At 71.7% G+C, this 17,167-nt stretch carries 12 protein-coding genes and 1 pseudogene; 9 read left to right on the top strand and 4 right to left on the bottom strand.

Annotated features, from left to right (window positions below):
- The first annotated feature begins 99 nt into the window (after window positions 1-99).
- The 7 genes from murJ to ACRX5S_RS08165 all read left to right on the top strand — a co-directional run bounded on the left by murJ (window position 100) and on the right by ACRX5S_RS08165 (window position 10,199).
- Window positions 100-2,844, top strand: coding sequence for a murein biosynthesis integral membrane protein MurJ (gene murJ / locus ACRX5S_RS08195; protein ID WP_436772108.1), 2,745 nt, complete (start codon window positions 100-102; stop codon window positions 2,842-2,844).
- Between the two features lie 308 nt (window positions 2,845-3,152).
- Window positions 3,153-5,279, top strand: a complete 2,127-nt coding sequence (locus ACRX5S_RS08190; RefSeq protein ID WP_436772107.1) for a protein kinase family protein — start codon at window positions 3,153-3,155, stop codon at window positions 5,277-5,279.
- A gap of 155 nt (window positions 5,280-5,434) precedes the next feature.
- The gene (sigM, locus tag ACRX5S_RS08185; RefSeq protein ID WP_436772106.1) at window positions 5,435-6,121 is read left to right on the top strand and encodes an RNA polymerase sigma factor SigM; all 687 of its coding nucleotides are present in this window, start codon (window positions 5,435-5,437) and stop codon (window positions 6,119-6,121) included.
- The gene (locus ACRX5S_RS08180; RefSeq protein WP_436772105.1) at window positions 6,118-7,254 is read left to right on the top strand and encodes a zf-HC2 domain-containing protein; all 1,137 of its coding nucleotides are present in this window, start codon (window positions 6,118-6,120) and stop codon (window positions 7,252-7,254) included. Before sigM ends, ACRX5S_RS08180 begins: the two co-directional genes overlap by 4 nt.
- A gap of 168 nt (window positions 7,255-7,422) precedes the next feature.
- Window positions 7,423-8,373: a thioredoxin-disulfide reductase gene (gene trxB / locus ACRX5S_RS08175; RefSeq protein ID WP_436772104.1), complete on the top strand. Its 951-nt coding sequence runs from the start codon at window positions 7,423-7,425 to the stop codon at window positions 8,371-8,373.
- A gap of 165 nt (window positions 8,374-8,538) precedes the next feature.
- Window positions 8,539-8,865: a thioredoxin gene (gene trxA, locus ACRX5S_RS08170; RefSeq protein ID WP_436772103.1), complete on the top strand. Its 327-nt coding sequence runs from the start codon at window positions 8,539-8,541 to the stop codon at window positions 8,863-8,865.
- A gap of 215 nt (window positions 8,866-9,080) precedes the next feature.
- Window positions 9,081-10,199: an N-acetylmuramoyl-L-alanine amidase gene (locus ACRX5S_RS08165; RefSeq protein ID WP_436772102.1), complete on the top strand. Its 1,119-nt coding sequence runs from the start codon at window positions 9,081-9,083 to the stop codon at window positions 10,197-10,199.
- Window positions 10,200-10,393: 194 nt separating this feature from the next.
- Here the strand turns inward: ACRX5S_RS08165 and ACRX5S_RS08160 are convergent, their stop codons facing one another.
- Window positions 10,394-10,618: a hypothetical protein gene (locus ACRX5S_RS08160; RefSeq protein WP_436772101.1), complete on the bottom strand. Its 225-nt coding sequence runs from the start codon at window positions 10,616-10,618 to the stop codon at window positions 10,394-10,396.
- Window positions 10,619-10,826: 208 nt separating this feature from the next.
- On the opposite strand from ACRX5S_RS08160, the gene ACRX5S_RS08155 reads away from it, so the two are divergent.
- Both ACRX5S_RS08155 and ACRX5S_RS08150 read left to right on the top strand, forming a co-directional pair.
- The gene (locus tag ACRX5S_RS08155) at window positions 10,827-12,152 is read left to right on the top strand and encodes a PLP-dependent aminotransferase family protein (protein ID WP_436772100.1); all 1,326 of its coding nucleotides are present in this window, start codon (window positions 10,827-10,829) and stop codon (window positions 12,150-12,152) included.
- Between the two features lie 230 nt (window positions 12,153-12,382).
- On the top strand, window positions 12,383-13,336 hold the full coding sequence (locus ACRX5S_RS08150; protein ID WP_436772099.1) for a D-alanine--D-alanine ligase family protein: 954 nt from the start codon (window positions 12,383-12,385) through the stop codon (window positions 13,334-13,336).
- A 287-nt stretch (window positions 13,337-13,623) separates the two neighbouring features.
- Here the strand turns inward: ACRX5S_RS08150 and ACRX5S_RS08145 are convergent, their stop codons facing one another.
- From ACRX5S_RS08145 to rsmG, 3 genes and pseudogenes are all read right to left on the bottom strand, one after another.
- Entirely contained in the window at window positions 13,624-14,775 is a 1,152-nt protein-coding gene (locus ACRX5S_RS08145) for a ParB/RepB/Spo0J family partition protein (RefSeq protein WP_436772098.1), read from the bottom strand.
- Window positions 14,772-15,779: a ParA family protein gene (locus tag ACRX5S_RS08140; RefSeq protein ID WP_436772240.1), complete on the bottom strand. Its 1,008-nt coding sequence runs from the start codon at window positions 15,777-15,779 to the stop codon at window positions 14,772-14,774. Before ACRX5S_RS08140 ends, ACRX5S_RS08145 begins: the two co-directional genes overlap by 4 nt.
- A gap of 365 nt (window positions 15,780-16,144) precedes the next feature.
- A pseudogene (gene rsmG / locus ACRX5S_RS08135) lies at window positions 16,145-16,882 on the bottom strand (16S rRNA (guanine(527)-N(7))-methyltransferase RsmG); the annotation flags it as partial.
- Between the last annotated feature and the right edge of the window lie 285 nt (window positions 16,883-17,167).

The raw sequence follows: 17,167 nt of genomic DNA, 5'->3' as shown, positions 1-17,167 counted from the left end.
TTGGCGCGGGGGACCGCCTCAGCAGGCCCCGGATGAGAAAGTAGGCACTTGGAGCCGACCACCACGACGATCTGAAGCGGAAGACGAGGACCTGCCCGCATGAGTGACCGGAGAGACGAGCGGCAGCCGTACGACGGCGGCACGGACGACCCGGCCGACGGGCACGATCCCTATTCCCCGCGTCGCGACCAGGGCTCGGTCGACCCCTACCTCGGCCAGTACGGACAGCAGTACTCCGATCCGGCGCAGGAGTACTCGCCTTACCCGCCGCCTCCCGAGGCCGGCAGTTGGCAGTCCCCGCCGCCGCAGCAGAGCGGCGACGCCTGGTTCCGCGACGACCCCGCGGGCCAGGGCGGCGGCCTCGACGGCGTGTTCGCCCCGACGCCGCAGAGCCCCGGTTCCGCACCGGGCCATCAGCCGGGCTACGACCAGGGCCAGGGCTACGGGCAGCAGCCCTACGACGCGGCCTACGGCGGGCAGCAGCCGTACTCGGGCCGGCAGTACCCCGAGCAGCAATATCCCGAGCAGCAGTACCAGGACCCGCAGTATCAGAACCCGCAGTACCAGGACCCGCAGCAGTACGCGGGCGACCCGTACGCGGCACAGGCGCAGCAGTACCAGGCCCCGCAGGTCCCGCAGCAGTACGACCAGCCGCAGCAGTACGGCCACGACTCAGGGCACGGCTCGGGGCACGGCTCCGGCCACGACGGCGGTTACGGCCAGGGACAGGACGGCCAGGGCGGGCACGGCGGGCACGGCGGCCAGGGCGGCGGCTACGGCTCGGGCGGCGGGGGCCAGTACGAGCCCGATCCTCCCCCCGAGCGGCGGCGCTCGCGGCGCCCGGCCGCGCAGGCGGCCCACGAGTCGTCCGGTGCGGGATCCGGCGGTTCGGGCGGAGGCGGCGGGTACGGCGCGGGCGGCGGCTGGGGCGACTACGACCGCCCCGGCGGCTGGCTGATGGACCAGACGCTCACCGGCATCCACCTCGGCCTGACCGGCGAGATCGGCATGCCGACGTACACCGAGGCGTATCAGCGCTACGAGACGCGGCAGCGCGCCGAAGCCGCGGCCGCCGCGCCCCTCACCGTCACCGAGCCCGACCTCGTCGAGCCCCTGCCCGGACCGTCCCAATCGCCCGTCTACCGGCTTCCCGGCAGCGGCGCCGAAGAGCGGATGGCCGGCATTCCGGTCGGCGGCAAGAAGGGCAGCAAGCTCTCCGGCATGATGCGGTCCAGCGCCCTCATGGCGTCGGGCACCATCGTCTCGCGCATCACCGGGTTCATCCGCAGCCTCGTCATCGCCGCGGCGCTCGGCACCGCGGTGTTCGCGAACACGTACAACGTCGCGAACACCATGCCGACCCTGCTCTACATCCTGGTCGGCGGCGGCGCGCTGAACGCGGTCTTCGTGCCGCAGCTCGTGCGGGCCATGCGCAACGACGACGACGGCGGCGAGGCGTACGCCAACCGGCTGCTCACGCTGGTCATGACGCTGCTGCTGGCGCTCACCGCGCTCGCGGTCTTCGCGGCGCCCTGGCTGATCCGGATAATGGCCAACTCGCTCGCGGAGCAGGAGGCCGAGTTCGAGCTGGCCACCACGTTCGCGCGATACTGCCTGCCGATCATATTCTTCATGGGCCTGCACGTGATGTTCGGGCAGATCCTGAACGCCCGCGAGCGCTACGGCCCGATGATGTGGACCCCGGTCCTCAACAACCTGGTCATCATCGCGACGTTCGGCCTCTACATCTGGGTGGCCGGGACGCAGCACAGCAGCGGCATGACCGCGGCGCGCATCACGCCCGACGAGGCGCGGCTGCTCGGCATCGGCACGCTGATGGGCATGGTCGTGCAGGCGCTCGCGATGGTGCCGTACCTGCGTGCGGCCAGGTTCCACTTCCGGCCCAGGTTCGACTGGCGCGGGCACGGGCTGGGCAAGGCGGCCGGGCTCGCGAAGTGGACGTTCCTCTTCGTGCTCGCGAACCAGCTCGGCTACCTGGTGACCACGCAGCTCGCGAACGCGATCGACAGCGACGCGCAGACGGACGGCATCACCTGGGGTGTCGGCTTCTCGGCGTACACGAACGCCCTTCTGGTCTGGCAGTTCCCGCAGGCGGTCATCACCGTCTCGGTCATGGCCGCGATGCTGCCGCGCATGTCGCGCGCCGCCGCCGACAACGACAAGACGTCGGTACGCGACGACATCTCGGCGGGCCTGCGCATGTCGGCGGTCGCGATCGTGCCGTGCGCGGTCGTGTTCGTCGCGCTCGGCCGCGACATCGGCGGCCTGATCTTCGCGCCGACCGGGGTCAACAGCGCCCACTGGATCGGGTACATGCTGATGGCGCTCGGCCTCGGCCTCATCCCGTTCTCCGCGCAATACGTGCTGCTGCGCGGCTTCTACGCGTACGAGGACACACGCACGCCGTTCCTCAACACGGTGTGGGTGGCCGCCACGACGGCGGCGCTGTCCGGGCTCGCGTACCTGGTGCTGCCCACGAAGTGGGCCGGTGTCGGAATGGCCGGGGCGTACGGGGCGGCCTACCTCGTCGGTGTGTTGCTCGCCGCGCGGCGCCTCAAGACCTACCTGCCGGACCTCGACGGGCGGCGTGTCACACGCACGTACACCCGTTTGATCGTGGCGTCGACGTTCGGCGGCGTGGCCGCGTTCGCGGTCGCACGCATGTGCACCAACGCGCTCGGCGACGGCTTCGGCGGATCGCTCGCCGCCGTGCTGGCCGGACTCGTGGCGATGGCCGTGGTGTTCCTCGTCGCGGCGAGCCGCATGCGCATCGAGGAACTGTCGGCGATGACCGGCATGGTGAAGGGCCGTCTGGGACGCTGACCCGGCGTGGCCGGGTTCCGGCCGACGTCGGCCGGAACCTCACCCACGTCGCATGCGTCGGATGAGACGATGGGTGTCACAGCAGTGTCCGACGAGCGAATTCACGCGGGATGGATCACGATGGGGCATACACGCGGTGCCCCACGGCGATTCGGGGTAGTAGTGCCCGGGACGAACTCGGTTTGCCGGAAACATCGCGGGGCAACCTGTTTGCCCCCCGAGGCAGTCGTACGAACGAGCAGGCGGGTGACGCGTCGTGCCGCCGCGCTCGTACGATGGGGCGGGGCTACGAGGAGGGTGAGTATACGGTGACGGACCGAACCGCAGGCTCCGTCCACCTGATGGCGGACGGCCCTTCCGGCTCCAGCACCCTCGACACCGGCAAGACCGATACCGTCGACACCGATACCACCGCCAACGGCACCGCAGACAGCACCACCGGAACCAACGACGCGAAGCAGGCCGACGTCACGGCCGAGACCGTCGCACTCGACCCCGCCGCGGACCCCGCGGACACGCTCGTGGAGCACGAAGTCCCGGAGGCCGCTTCGGTGGACGGCAAGTCGGCAGAGGCCACCGCGGAGACGACCGTCGTTCCCGCAACCGACACGATCGACACCGAGGCGGCCGATTCGGCCGGGGCGGCCCGCAGTTCGGCCTCCGGTTCCGCCCCTGTCTCCGCCTCCGGTGCGGCCCGCGGTTCGGTCGGCGCCCCCACCGACAAGCCCGCCGACGACCGGGCCGACAGCCCGGACACCGAGGACACCCCGCGGCACGACCGGCCCGCCGACGTCCCCGAGGTCGCCTCGGAGACCCGGGAGTTCGAGGCCGTCGAGGCCGAACCCCCGCGCAGGGTCGCGGATGTCACGCGCGGAACCCGCTTCGCCGGACGCTACCGGCTTGAGGACAAGCTGAGTTCCCACGGCAAAAGCGCCACATGGCGCGCGGTCGACGAGAAGCTGCGCCGCGCGGTGGGCATCCACCTCGTGGCGGCCGGGAGCGAGCACGCGCGCAGCGTGATGGCCGCGGCCCGGGCGGCGGCCCTGGTCGGCGACCCGCGCTTCGTCCAGGTGCTCGACGCGGCCGAAGAGGACGGCCTCGTCTACGTGGTGAAGGAATGGCTGCCGGACGCCGACAACCTCGCGTCGCTGCTGGCCACCAACCCGCTGCCGCCGCACGAGGCGTACGAGATGGCCCGTTCGGTCTCCGACGCCATGGCCGTCGCGCACCGCGCCGGGCTGTCGCACCTGCGCCTCGACCCCGAGAACGTCCTGCGCATGCACACCGGGCAGTACAAGATCGTCGGCCTGTCCGTCGAGGCGGCGCTGTACGGCCACGACACCACCGATGCGGCACGTGACGACACGCGTGCGATCGGCTCGCTGCTGTACGCCTGCCTGGCACGCCGCTGGCCGGACGCGGCGGCGTACGGCCTGCCGGAGGCGCCGCGCAACGGCGAGAAGCTGTGCACGCCGGGCCAGGTGAAGGCGCACGTGCACATGCCCCTTGAGGCGGTCGCGATGCGGGCGCTCGGGCACGAGTACAAGCACCAGGCGGCGTTCGAGGCGCCCGAGGACGTCGTCGCCGCCCTCGCGGCGATACCCCCGGTACTGCCCCCGGAGCCGGAGCCGCCGGTGAGCGCGGCCGGTGCCGAGTTCGACGACGAGTACACCCCGACGGCGCTGCTGTCGCGCGGCAGCAGCGGCTACAACGGCGGCCCGCCCCGGGCGGTTCCGACCCGCACCCCCGCGGGGCCGCCGCCGGCGCTGGGCGGCGGCTTCGGCCGGTTCGTGAAGAGCATCGTGGCGATCATCGTGCTCGTCGCGATCATCCTCGCGACCTGGCAGATCGCCGTCCACGTCAACAAGGACCGCGACGAACAGCCGAGCCCCACCCCGAGCGTGAACACCGACCCGCCGACGTCGGAGCCTCCCGCGGTCGCGGCCCCGCCGACCGGGCAGCCGCTCGCGATCAGCGGCGCAAGGCAGTTCAGCCTCACCGAGAACGGCGGCGCCGCCTCCGACTACCCGGAGAACATCGGCCTGTCCCACGACGGAAAGACGACCACGTCGTGGCGCACCAAGAGCTACGTCGACGGCCCGGAGGCGAAGATACGGACCGGGGTGGGGATCATCTACGATCTCGGCTCCGAGGTCGACCTGAGGACCGCGAAGATCCAGCTGGCGGGCGACGGCGACCACACCACCCTCGCCATCTACGCCGCTCCCGGAGCCACCGAGTTCCCGCGCAGCCTCGACGATTTCACCAAGGTCCAGGAGCAGCAGACGCAGGGCAGCGAGGCCGCCTTCCAGTTCGAGACCAAGACGCGCTATGTGCTCGTCTGGATGACCGCGATGCCGATGCAACGCTCCGGCGGCGCGTTCGACACCAGCGGCTACCAGAACGGCTATGCCGAGGTCTCGTTCACCAGCTGACGCGGATCCCCGCCGAAGGGTCCGGTGGTGCCGGTCTGAAGAACGGCGTCACCGAGATCCACTTCGCGAGGTGGCGCCGTTCCACCGGCTGACATCTCGTGCGCCGATCCGTGCCAGGATGACCCCCGGTACTTTCCAGCCGCCGGGGGGTGAGCTTGAGCGCGGAGTCCGCGTACGTCGACGTGACCGACGTCGATCTCCTCGCGCTGCACTCCTCCGGAGACCCGGACGCCTTCGGCGAGTTGGTGCGTCGGCACCGGGACCGGCTGTGGGCGGTGGCCCTCCGCACGCTCGGGGACCGCGAGGAGGCCGCTGACGCCCTCCAGGACGCCCTCGTGTCGGCCTACCGTGCGGCGGGACGCTTCGAGGGCCGTGCGGCCGTCACGACGTGGCTGCACCGCATCGTCGTCAACGCCTGCCTCGACCGCGCGCGGCGCAAGGCCTCGCGGCCCGCCGTACCGCTGCCCGACGACCTCGACCAGCGCATTCCCGCACCGGCCGGTGAGGACCCCGCGGTGCGCGGCGAGACGCGGGACGTCCTGCTGGCCGCGCTGGCGACGCTGCCGACCGAGCAGCGCGCGGCGCTCGTACTGGTGGACATGGAGGGCTACCCCGTCGACGAGGCCGCGAAGGTCCTCGACGTGGCGCCCGGAACGATCAAGAGCCGCTGCGCGCGCGGGCGAGCGAAGCTGCTCCCGCTCGTCCGGCATCTGCGGGAAGGGAACCGGGGCGCCGGGGCGTCCGTCAGACCGTCGGACGACGGCACCGCCGCCGGGCGTCCCCGGCCGCGGGTGAACGGCGGAGGAACGGACGGGCATCGGGACGGAGGTGTGACGCGATGACCGCTGGGAACCACGTGGTCGGCCCGGACGGGCATGTGGACGTCGACGTTCTCTCCGACCTCGTCGAAGGCCTGCTCTCCGACGCCGAGGCCGCCGAGGCCGAGGCGCACGCCGCCGGCTGCGCCGAGTGCCGCGAGACCCGCGACGCCCTCGCCGAGGTACGCGACCTGTTGGTCGGGCAGCCGCCCGAGCCGATGCCCGACGACGTCTTCGCGCGGATCCGGTCGGCACTGGCCGACGCCGCGGTCGGGACGGCGTCGGACGGAGTCCACGACGACGGATCGCCGGGCGACCTGCCGGAGAACGACGGCACGGACGGTTCGGGCCACGGCGCCGAGCGACGTGGCGGGGCCGAGGTGCCGCCGCCGCGCCTGTCCGCGGTGCCCGATCTGGGGTCACTGCCCCCGCCTCGGCCGCACCAGGCCCCCGAGGCGTCGGACCGCGTCGTCCACCTGCACGCCCGTCGGCGCAAGGCCAACCCCGGCCTGCTCGTCGCGGCCGCGGCGGTCGCCGCCGTGCTGCTCCTCGTCGGGGTGATCGTCGGCGGCGGACTCACGTCGTCCGACTCCGACAACAACGCCGACAGCAAGGGCGCCAGCGCGCCGATGTCCGAAGAAGACCTCGCCTCCTCCCGGAAGCCCGGCGGGTCCGCGGGCGCCGCTCCGCCGAACGCCGCCGCGCCGTCGGCGTCCTCGGCCGCGGCTCTGCCGGAATACCGCGAGGAGACCCTGCCCACGCAGGTCGGCGCCCTGCTCGCGCGGCAGGCCCCGCCCGGGTTCGAGACCGGCTCGGCAGAGTCCACGGCGAAGTCCCCGGCGGACTCCTCGGCGGAATCCTCGAAGAGCGGCGCGACGGTCCCGGAGGTCCCGAGCGCGAGCGGCGCGAAGCAGGTCGTCCCGGCGTGCGTCACCCAGGGGGCGGCGGGCAAGGCACTCGGCCGCCAGCCGGTCGCCGCCGAGCGGGCGCGCTACCAGGGGCAGGTCGCGTACGTCCTCGTGTACGCGGCCTCGGACCGGACCGTCGACGTGGTCATCGTCGCGGCCGGGTGCGACGGGCTGGCCCAGCAGCAGTCCGCGACCCGGTCCGCGGCCGCCCCGGAGGTGCTTCTCAGCCGCAACCTCCCCGCGCGCTGAGGCCTGCGCCGTGCTCCCGCCCGACCGTGGTCGAGACGGGAATGGCGCGGACCTAGGATCGGTTGAGCGGAACGTGCCGCACCTCGCAATTCAGGGGTGGCCCCGCAACCACCGGCATCGCCGTCCGAAGACCCGGTCGGCTCGACGAGAAGCAGGGATGGGCCCAGCGTGAGCGACGTCCGTAACGTGATCATCATCGGTTCCGGCCCGGCCGGATACACGGCCGCCGTCTACGCCGCACGCGCCGACCTCAAGCCGCTCGTCTTCGAGGGCGCGGTCACGGCGGGCGGCGCGCTCATGAACACCACCGACGTGGAGAACTTCCCCGGCTGGCCCGAGGGCATCATGGGCCCGGACCTCATGGACAACCTGCGCAAGCAGGCCGAGCGCTTCGGCGCCGAGCTGGTCGCCGACGACATCGTCGAGGCGGAGCTCGAAGGCGACATCAAGGTGGTCAAGGACGGCTCGGGCAACGTGCACCGCGCGAAGGCCGTGATCCTCGCGACCGGTTCCGCTTACCGCGAGCTGGGCCTGCCCAACGAGAAGGAGCTGTCCGGGCACGGCGTGTCGTGGTGCGCCACGTGCGACGGCTTCTTCTTCCGCAACCAGCACATCGCGGTGGTCGGCGGCGGCGACTCGGCGATCGAGGAGGCGACCTTCCTGTCCCGCTTCGCGGAGACGGTCACGGTCATCCACCGCCGTGAGGAGCTGCGCGCCTCGAAGATCATGCAGGACCGCGCATTCGCCAACGACAAGATCAAGTTCGCCTGGAACAGCGAGGTCGCGGAGATCCTCGGTGACGGCAAGCTGACCGGCGTCAAGCTGCGCGACACCGTCACCGGCGAACTGCGCGACCTGGACGTCACCGGGCTGTTCATCGCGATCGGCCACGAACCGCGCACCGAGCTGCTCAAGGACCAGATCGATCTGGACGAGGAAGGGTACGTGAAGGTCACGCACCCGACCCAGCACACCAACCTCACCGGCGTCTTCGCGTGCGGCGACGTGGTGGACCACATCTACCGCCAGGCCATCACCGCGGCCGGCAGCGGCTGCGCGGCGGCCCTGGACGCCGAGCGGTACCTGGAGGACCTCAAGCACCAAGAGGTCGCGGTCTGATCCGCCGCCACCGGGCACCGTGACCCACAGCGCATCCTGACGACCGCGCGACCCGGCCACCGCCCGGCGCGCACCCGCGTACCTCTCGCAGCTTCTCGTCACGCCCGGTTGGCCGAGCACCGGCCGGGCACCCGCCGACCGAGCCCTACCACCGAAGGAGCCACCATGGCCGAGGGCATCATCAAGACGACCGACAAGACCTTCGACGCCGAAGTGCTCCAGAGCGACAAGCCGGTGCTGGTCGACTTCTGGGCCGAGTGGTGCGGCCCGTGCCGCCAGATCGCCCCCGCGCTGGAGCAGATCGCGGCGGAGCACGGCGACAAGCTCGGCATCGCCAAGCTGAACATCGACGAGAACCCCGAGATCACCACCCGCTACGGCGTCATGTCGATCCCGACCCTGCATGTCTACCAGGGCGGCCAGATCGTCAAGACCATCGTCGGCGCCAAGCCGAAGTCGCTGCTTCTCAAGGAGCTCGCGGACTTCATCTGACGGACCTGCCGGGCTTGCTCCGGCTGCCGCGCGACGGAAGGCGTCCCCCGGAACCGGGGGGCGCCTTTCCGACGTGTTGAGGCCCGGAGCACGGGGCCGAGGGCGGCTCGCGTGCGGTCGGGCGCGCGTACGATCGAGTGTCGCGTCACATCTCGGGAGGGTTCCGTTCCATGACCTTGCAGCGGCAGTACCGACGCGGAGACACCGGCCCTGCCGTGGCCGAGATCAGATCCAAATTGGTGCTGCTGGGCCTGCTCGCCGCCGACGCACGGGTCGACCAGGACCCCGACCGGGGCGACGACGCACTCTTCGACGACGCGGTGGACCGCGCGGTACGGCACTTCCAGCAGCAGCGGGCACTCACCATCGACGGCATCGTGGGCGTGGAGACCTACCGCCAGCTCGACGAGGCCCGCTGGCGGCTCGGGGACCGCGTCCTTTCGTACTCGGTGAGCCACATGATGGTCGGCGACGACGTCGCCACGCTCCAGCAGCGGCTGCTCGACATGGGCTTCGACTGCGGACGCGTCGACGGCCTGCTCGGGCCGGGCACCGAGCGCGCGCTGCGCGACTTCCAACGCAACTACGGGCTGCGCGCGGACGGCACCTGCGGCCCCTCGACCTTCCGCGCGCTCGACCGGCTCGCGCGCACGGTGGTCGGCGGGCATCCGCACGCGATGCGCGAGTCGGAGCTAATCCACCGCTCGGGACCGGCGCTGTCCGGCAAGGTCCTCGTGGTCGACCCCGGACACGGCGGCACCGACCCGGGTGTGGTCGCACACGGGCTGAGCGAGGCCGACGTGGTGTGGGACCTCGCCCGGCGCCTGGAGGGCCGGCTGTCCGCGCTCGGCGTCCAGGCGTACCTGACCCGCGGGCTGGACGGCGACGGCGTGGTGGCCGAGGAGCAGCGCGCCGCCTTCGCCAACGAGACCAACGCGGACCTCGTCATCTCGCTGCACTCCGACCGCAACGACAACGCGCAGGCGCGCGGCGTCGCAACCTTCTACTACGGCAGCGGCGGCGACGCGCACGGGCTGCGCTCCCCCACCGGCGAACGCTTCGCCGGGCTCGTGCAGCGCGAACTGGTCGCCCGGACCGGCATGGTCGACTGCCGGACGCACGGCAAGGCGTGGCCGCTGCTACGCAGCACCCGGATGCCGGCGGTACGCGTCGAGCTCGGCTACCTGACGAACGCCGAGGACGCGGCGCTGCTGACCCAGGCGTCGTTCCGTGACATGGCCGCCGAGTCGATCGTCGTCGCCTTGCAGCGCCTCTACCTGCCGCCGGACCAGGACGAGCCGACGGGCATGCTGCGGCTCCCGGCCTTCATCTGACGAGGCACGGTCCTACGCGGTCCGAGCAGACGCGCGGTCCACAGGCCGAGGGCGGTCCGGGGAGTCCCGGACCCCCCTCGCCGTTCCCGCGTCGATCGCATGGTGGCACACGCGAACCCTTGCCTCGTCTTGCCACGGTCGCGCGACGCACGGTTCCACGCGCCATGTTTCACGTGAAACGCGTGCCGCTCCGCTCAGTCGCTGTACTCCGGGACGGGCTGACCCACCAGCACCGGCTGCGGGTTGCCCGGCAGCAGACGGTCCTCGGCGGGGAGTTCGCGCACCGGGACCGCGGGGCCGTCCGGCAACCACGCGCGCGGGCCGCGCGTCTCCGGACGAGACGAGCTGAGCAGGCCGCCCACGAAGCCGCCGACGACGCCGACTCCGAGGCCGGTGATAACCCATCGCACCGAGCGCATGGGGCCCTCCAGAATGGGTGGTTACGCCAAGACGCATGGTAATCGCCCCCGTCCGCCCGACCCAATGAAGCTGTACGACGCAGCCGGTTGACCGCCGAAGACCACTCCTATGGCGGCAATCACAGCGCGCCGAGACGTGCGATTTCGCATACTCGGTGGATACACGCAGCAGGTTCGACCATCCGCATCGCCTCAAGGAGGCCGGTACGTGAACGTCCCGCAGAGCTCCCCCGGATCCCGTCTCGACAACTATGTCGACCGCTACGCCGCCCGCACGGCCGGCATGACGGCTTCCGAGGTACGAGCTCTGTTCGCCGTGGCATCGCGGCCCGAGGTCGTCTCACTCGCCGGCGGCATGCCCAACATCAACGCCCTCCCCCTCGACGCGGTCGCGGACACCGTCGCCCGCCTGGTCGCCGAGCGCGGCACCGTCGCCCTGCAATACGGCTCGGGCCAGGGCGACGAGACCCTGCGCGGACAGATCTGCGACGTCATGCGCCTCGAAGGCATCGACGCGCACCCGGACGACATCACCGTGACGGTCGGCTCGCAGCAGGCCCTCGACCTGGTGACGCGCGTCTTCATCGACCCGGGCGACGTGATCCTCGCCGAGGCGCCCAGCTACGTGGGCGCGCTGTCGACCTTCGCCTCGTACCAGGCCAACGTCGTGCACGTGGGCATGGACGACGACGGGCTGATCCCCGAGCACCTGGAGAACGCGATCGCCGCGGTGCGCGCCTCCGGCAAGCGGGCCAAGTTCCTCTACACGATCCCGAACTTCCACAACCCGATGGGCGTGTGCCTGTCGGCGGAGCGACGGGCCCGGATCCTGGAGATCTGCCGGGCCGCGGATCTGCTGATCATCGAGGACAACCCGTACGGGCTCCTGGGCTTCGACGGCGACCCGATGCGTGCGCTGCGCGCCGACGACGCCGAGGGGGTCATCTACCTCGGCTCGTTCTCCAAGACCTTCGCGCCGGGCCTCCGCGTCGGCTGGGCGGTGGCCCCGCACGCGGTACGCGAGAAGCTGGTGCTGGCGGCGGAGGCCTCCGTCCTGAGCCCTCCGGTCTTCTCCCAGATGACGGTCTCGGCGTATCTGGAGACCCAGCCGTGGCGGGCGCAGATCAAGACGTACCGCGAGATGTACCGCGAGCGGCGCGACGCGATGCTCGACGCGCTGCGCACCTACATGCCGCCCGGCGCCACGTGGACGAACCCCGCCGGCGGCTTCTTCGTCTGGGTGACCCTGCCGGAGGGCCTGGATGCCAAGGCGATGCTGCCGCGTGCCGTGACCGCCCGTGTCGCGTACGTCCCCGGCACCGCCTTCTACGCGGACGGCTTCGGGGCGTCGTCGATGCGCCTGTCCTTCTGCTATCCGACGCCGGACCGGATCCGCGAGGGGGTGCGGCGCCTCGCCGCGGTCATCACCCAGGAGTTGGAGCTGCGCTCGATGTTCGGTGGCAGCGGTCCGGCCCTGCCGGGCGGTGCGGCGCCGTCGCCGACCTCTCAGGCGCCAGGCCCGGATCTCGCGTGAGCCGCGGCGGGTCCGCGGAGTTTCACGTGAAACGATGCCCGGGTCGGAGCCCGTCGACCTGGCGTCGCCCGCGTTTCACGTGAAACCCTCGGGCCCGCGCCCGCCTTCGCGGCCGGCACGCCGACCGCTTCGGGACGGCTCCCGGCGCGGGTCTCGTCCTCGTCACCCGTCTTCTCCCCAAGGGGTATCCGACCACCATGCCCCCGAACTCCCTCCCGAAAGGACCACCGATGAGCGACCTCGGCCGCGTCGTCGTACTCGCCGGCGGGCTGTCGCACGAGCGCGACGTCTCGCTGCGCTCCGGCCGCCGGATCGCGGACGCCCTGCGGGCGATCGACGTCGACGTCGAGGTCCTGGATGTCGACGGACGCCTGCTCTCCGCGCTGGCCGCCGACCGGCCGGACGTCGTCTTCCCGGCGCTGCACGGCTCCTACGGCGAGGACGGGGCGGTGCGCGACGTACTCGAACTGCTCGGCATTCCGTACGTGGGTTCCACCCCGGACGCCTGCCGGACCGCGTTCGACAAGCCGATGGCGAAGGCCGCGCTGCGCGCCGCGGGCGTGCGGACCCCCGACTCGGTGGCCCTCCCCCACGACACCTTCCGCGACCTCGGCGCGTCGGCGGTACTCGATGCGATCGTCGCGCGGCTCGGGCTCCCGCTGTTCGTGAAGCCGACCCGCGGCGGTTCTGCCCTCGGCGCCTCGGTCGCGCGGACGGTCGAGGAGCTGTCCTCGGCGATGGTGGGGGCGTTCGCCTACGGCGACGCGGCGTTGGTGGAGACCTACCTTGAGGGCACCGAGGTCGCGGTGTCGGTCGTCGACACCGGGGCGGGTCCGGAGGCGCTGCCCATCGTCGAGATCGTGCCGGACTCCGGGGTGTACGACTACACGGCCCGCTACACGGCCGGGACGACGGAGTTCTTCGTCCCCTCCAGGCTGACCCCGGAAGCCGCTCAGACGGCCGCCCAGACGGCCCTGACCGCCCACCGCATCCTGCGCCTGAGGGACGTCTCACGCACCGACCTCATCGTGGACGCCGAGGGCACCGCGTGGTTCCTGGAGTCCAACGTCGCCCCGGGAATGACCGAGACAAGCCTGCTCCCCCAGGCCGTCACCGCAGCAGGCCTCGATGCAGGCGTCCTCTACCGAGAGTTGCTCCACCGCGCCGCATCCCGTTCCACGTGAAACCCCGCGGCCGCCAAGGGCCGTGTTTCACGTGAAACCCCCCGGGAGTGAATCGCATTGCAGGCGGCGGCGTTTCACGTGAAACGCGCCCCCGACACGGCGTGTCCCGAGCGCGGTCGACGGCGACGCCATATGCGGGGGCCGGGCCGAGTGCGGGAACCCATCGCGTCGGCTGCGGCGCGACGGCCCGTGTTCCACGTGACACACGCGGCATCGGCACCCACCACACGGCGAGGGGCCCCGAGACATTGTCCTGGGGCCCCTCGTGGCGTTGCGCGCGGTGTCGGCTAACCCGCGGCTGCACCCCCACCGTTCGCGGCGCGGCGGCGCAGGCTCGCGAGCACGCGCTCCTCCCCCGGCGCCATCACCGACAGGATGCGCTCCAGGTCCTCCAGCGTCGCGAACTCGACGACGACCTTGCCCTTCTTCTGGCCGATCGCCACGCTCACGCTCGTCTCGAAGCGGTCCTTGAGGCGCGTCTCCAGGTCGTCGATCTCGGCCGCCCGCCGCTTCCCCGCCCGCGGCCGACTCGGCTTCACCTTCGCCGAGCCGTTCTGCTCCTCGTCGAACTTTCGCATGTGCACGATCTCTTCGACCGAGCGCACCGACAGCCCCTCGGCGATCGCCCGCTTCGCGAGTTCGATCTGCCCGTCCGGGTCCTGGAGGCCGAGCAGCGCCCGGGCGTGCCCGGCGGACAGCGTGCCCGCCTGGATCTTCACCTGCACCTCGGGCGGCAGCTTCAGCAGGCGCAGCGTGTTGGTCACCTGCGGCCGCGACCGTCCGATGCGCTCGGCCAGCTCGTCCTGCGTGCAGTCGAAGTCGCGGAGCAGTTGGTCGTAGGCTGCGGCCTCCTCGATCGCGTTGAGCTCCGAACGGTGCAGGTTCTCCAGCAGGGCGTCCAGCAGGAGCTTGTCGTCGTCGGTCGCCCGCACGATCGCCGGGATCGCGGTGAGCCCTGCCTTCTTGGACGCGCGCAGGCGGCGCTCGCCCATGATGAGCTCGTATGCGTCGTCGCCCGTCTGCCGGACGACGATCGGCTGGAGAAGGCCCACCTCGCGGATGGAGTGGACCAGCTCCTCCATCGCCTCCTCGGTGAAGACGTCACGCGGCTGGCGCGGGTTCGGCGTGATCGCGTCGACCGGCAGCTCGGCGAAGAACGCCCCGTTCACCGTGGCGGGTTCGGCCGGGACCACCGGCTCGACGGGTTCCACGGGCGGCGGGGTCGGCTCCGCCGGGACCACGCTGCCCGGCACCACCGACCGCACCGGCTCGACGACGGCGGGGGCCGACGGGTCCGGAATCACCACCGGCCAGGACGTGGGCGACGTCTTGGGCTCCGGGAGCGTCGTGGCGAGTGCCGTCTCGACCGCGGCGGGCTGTTCCGACGAAGGGATCAGCGATGCGAGCCCTCGTCCCAGACCCCTGCGCTTCTCGTTCACTGTGCCCCCTTCGTTTCTGCGGCGATCCCGCGAAGCGCGATCTCGCGTGCCGCCTCAAGATACGACAAGGCACCGCTGGATCCCGGATCGTAGGTCATCACCGTCTGCCCGTAACTGGGCGCCTCGGAGATCCGCACGGAACGCGGGATCGACGTGTTCAACACCTCGGCGGCGAAGTGGTCACGCACCTCCTGGGCGACCTGCGAGGCCAACCGGGTGCGGGCGTCGTACATCGTCAACAGGATGGTGGAGACGTGCAGTTGCGGGTTCAGGTGCCCCCGCACCAGCTCGACGTTGCGGAGCAACTGGCCCAGTCCCTCCAGCGCGTAGTACTCGCACTGGATCGGGATGACCACCTCGCGACCGGCCACCAGCGCGTTCACGGTGAGCAGGCCGAGGGACGGCGGGCAGTCGATGAGGATGTAGTCCAGGGGCTGTTCGTACGCCTCGATGGCCCGTTGCAGACGGCTCTCCCGGGCCACCAGCGACACCAGTTCGATCTCCGCGCCGGCCAGGTCGATGGTCGCCGGGGCGCAGAACAGCCCCTCCACGTCCACTACCGGCTGTACGACCTCGGCGAGGTCCTTGCCCTCCACCAGGACGTCGTAGATCGACGGCACGCTGGCGTGGTGGTCTATCCCCAGCGCGGTGGAGGCGTTGCCCTGCGGGTCGAGGTCGACGACCAGCACACGGGCACCGTGCAGGGCGAGCGCGGCCGCGAGGTTCACGGTCGACGTGGTCTTGCCGACCCCGCCCTTCTGGTTCGCGACCACCATGACGCGCGTCTCGGCGGGCCTCGGCAGACCTTCCGCGGCCGCCCTGCTCGTCTCCACGGCCTGGCGCGCGGCCCGGGCGATGGGGGTGTCGTCCACCAACTCCGGTTCCGTTTCACGTGAAACGTCGTCGGCGGCGGGGCCGGGAGCACCCGGTGGATAGGGGTCGCGAGGCCCCGGCACGGGGTCCGTCGGCGAGTCGTGGAATCCCCCGTGCGGCTGAGTGGGCAGGGCAGTTCCCCCTGCCGGCCCGCCCTGCCCGGGGGCGGTGACGTCGGACGACAACGGTCCACTCTCCTCTGCTGCCAGAACCCCGGCGGAGCCACGCGCTCCGTCGGCATTCTCAGAGACTGCCATGTTCGGCGGCCGTTGCGGGCGGGTGGAGCGAACCTGCTGGATCTTTGAAGCCTCCGGGACGCCGAGCTGAGCGGCCCATTTGCGCTTCCACGGAAGTCGTTTCACGTGAAACACGATGCCCGGCGCGATCGCGAAGCAGCTTCACGACACACCGGGCACTTGCAACATGAGTCACATATCCGACGGATTGGATCAATCCCCGAATAATCGGTTCACGGTCCGCGCGGGACGGAACGGCCTCAGCCGCGACGCCCCGGACGGCCACCGCGGGACGAACCCTTGGTGCCGGTACGGCCGTTCCTCGCGGCCTTGCGGGTGCCGCGGGCGGGGGGACGGACGACTTCACCCATCCGGACGCGTACGACCGTGGTCAGCGGATCGACGATGCCCTCCCCCACCTGCACGACATCCCATCCGACGGCGCCGAGCCTGCGCAGGTCGGCCTCGGACTCCTGGAGCTCCGCCGCCGCGGAATCGCCCTTCAGCGCCAGCATTTCGCCGCCGGAGCGCAGCAACGGCAGGCCCCAGCCCGCGAGTCGGGACAACGGGGCGACGGCCCGGGCGGTCACGACGTCGGACGCGATGCTGCCGCGTACCTCCTCGGCACGACCGCGCAGCACCTCGACGTGGCCCAGGCCCAGTTCGCGCACCACCTCGTCGAGGAAGGTGGTACGCCGCAGGAGAGGCTCCACCAGAGTGATCCGCAGATCGGGGCGGACGAGCGCGAGCGGAATGCCGGGGAGCCCGCCGCCGGATCCGACGTCGTGCACCACGGCGCCCTCGGGCACCAATTCGGCCAGTACACCGCAGTTGAGCAGGTGCCGCTCCCACAGTCGCGCGACCTCGCGCGGCCCGATCAGCCCGCGACGCACCCCGGCGTCGGCCAGGATGTCGGCGTACCGCACCGCGCGCCCGAGGTTGTCCCCGAAGAGCCGCGCGGCGGCGTCAGGAGCCTCAGGCGCCCGCTCGGCGGCGTCGTCGCCCCCGGACTTCCGCGTGGCCTCCGGAGGCGAGGGGCGGTCCGCGGAGGGCCGGGATGTGGCATCCGGCTTGTCGCGGTCCACGGGACTGCCTGGGGAGCGGCCGTCGCCGACCGGGCCCGCGTCGTCCGCCGCCTCCGGCTCCACGTGGCCGTCCGGGGAGCGCTCTTCGGGAGACCGGCCCGTCTCACCCGCTGTCTCGTGTTCCACGTGGCTGTGCCTGCCCGGGGGGCGACCCCCGGACCCCCGGCCCATCTCACCCGCTGTCTCGTGTTCCACGTG

The sequence above is a fragment of the Yinghuangia sp. YIM S09857 genome (assembly GCF_051388915.1).
Lineage (GTDB): Bacteria > Actinomycetota > Actinomycetes > Streptomycetales > Streptomycetaceae > Yinghuangia.
The sequence above is the reverse complement of the archived record's forward strand: the minus strand, read 5'-3'. Positions and strand labels throughout refer to the sequence as shown.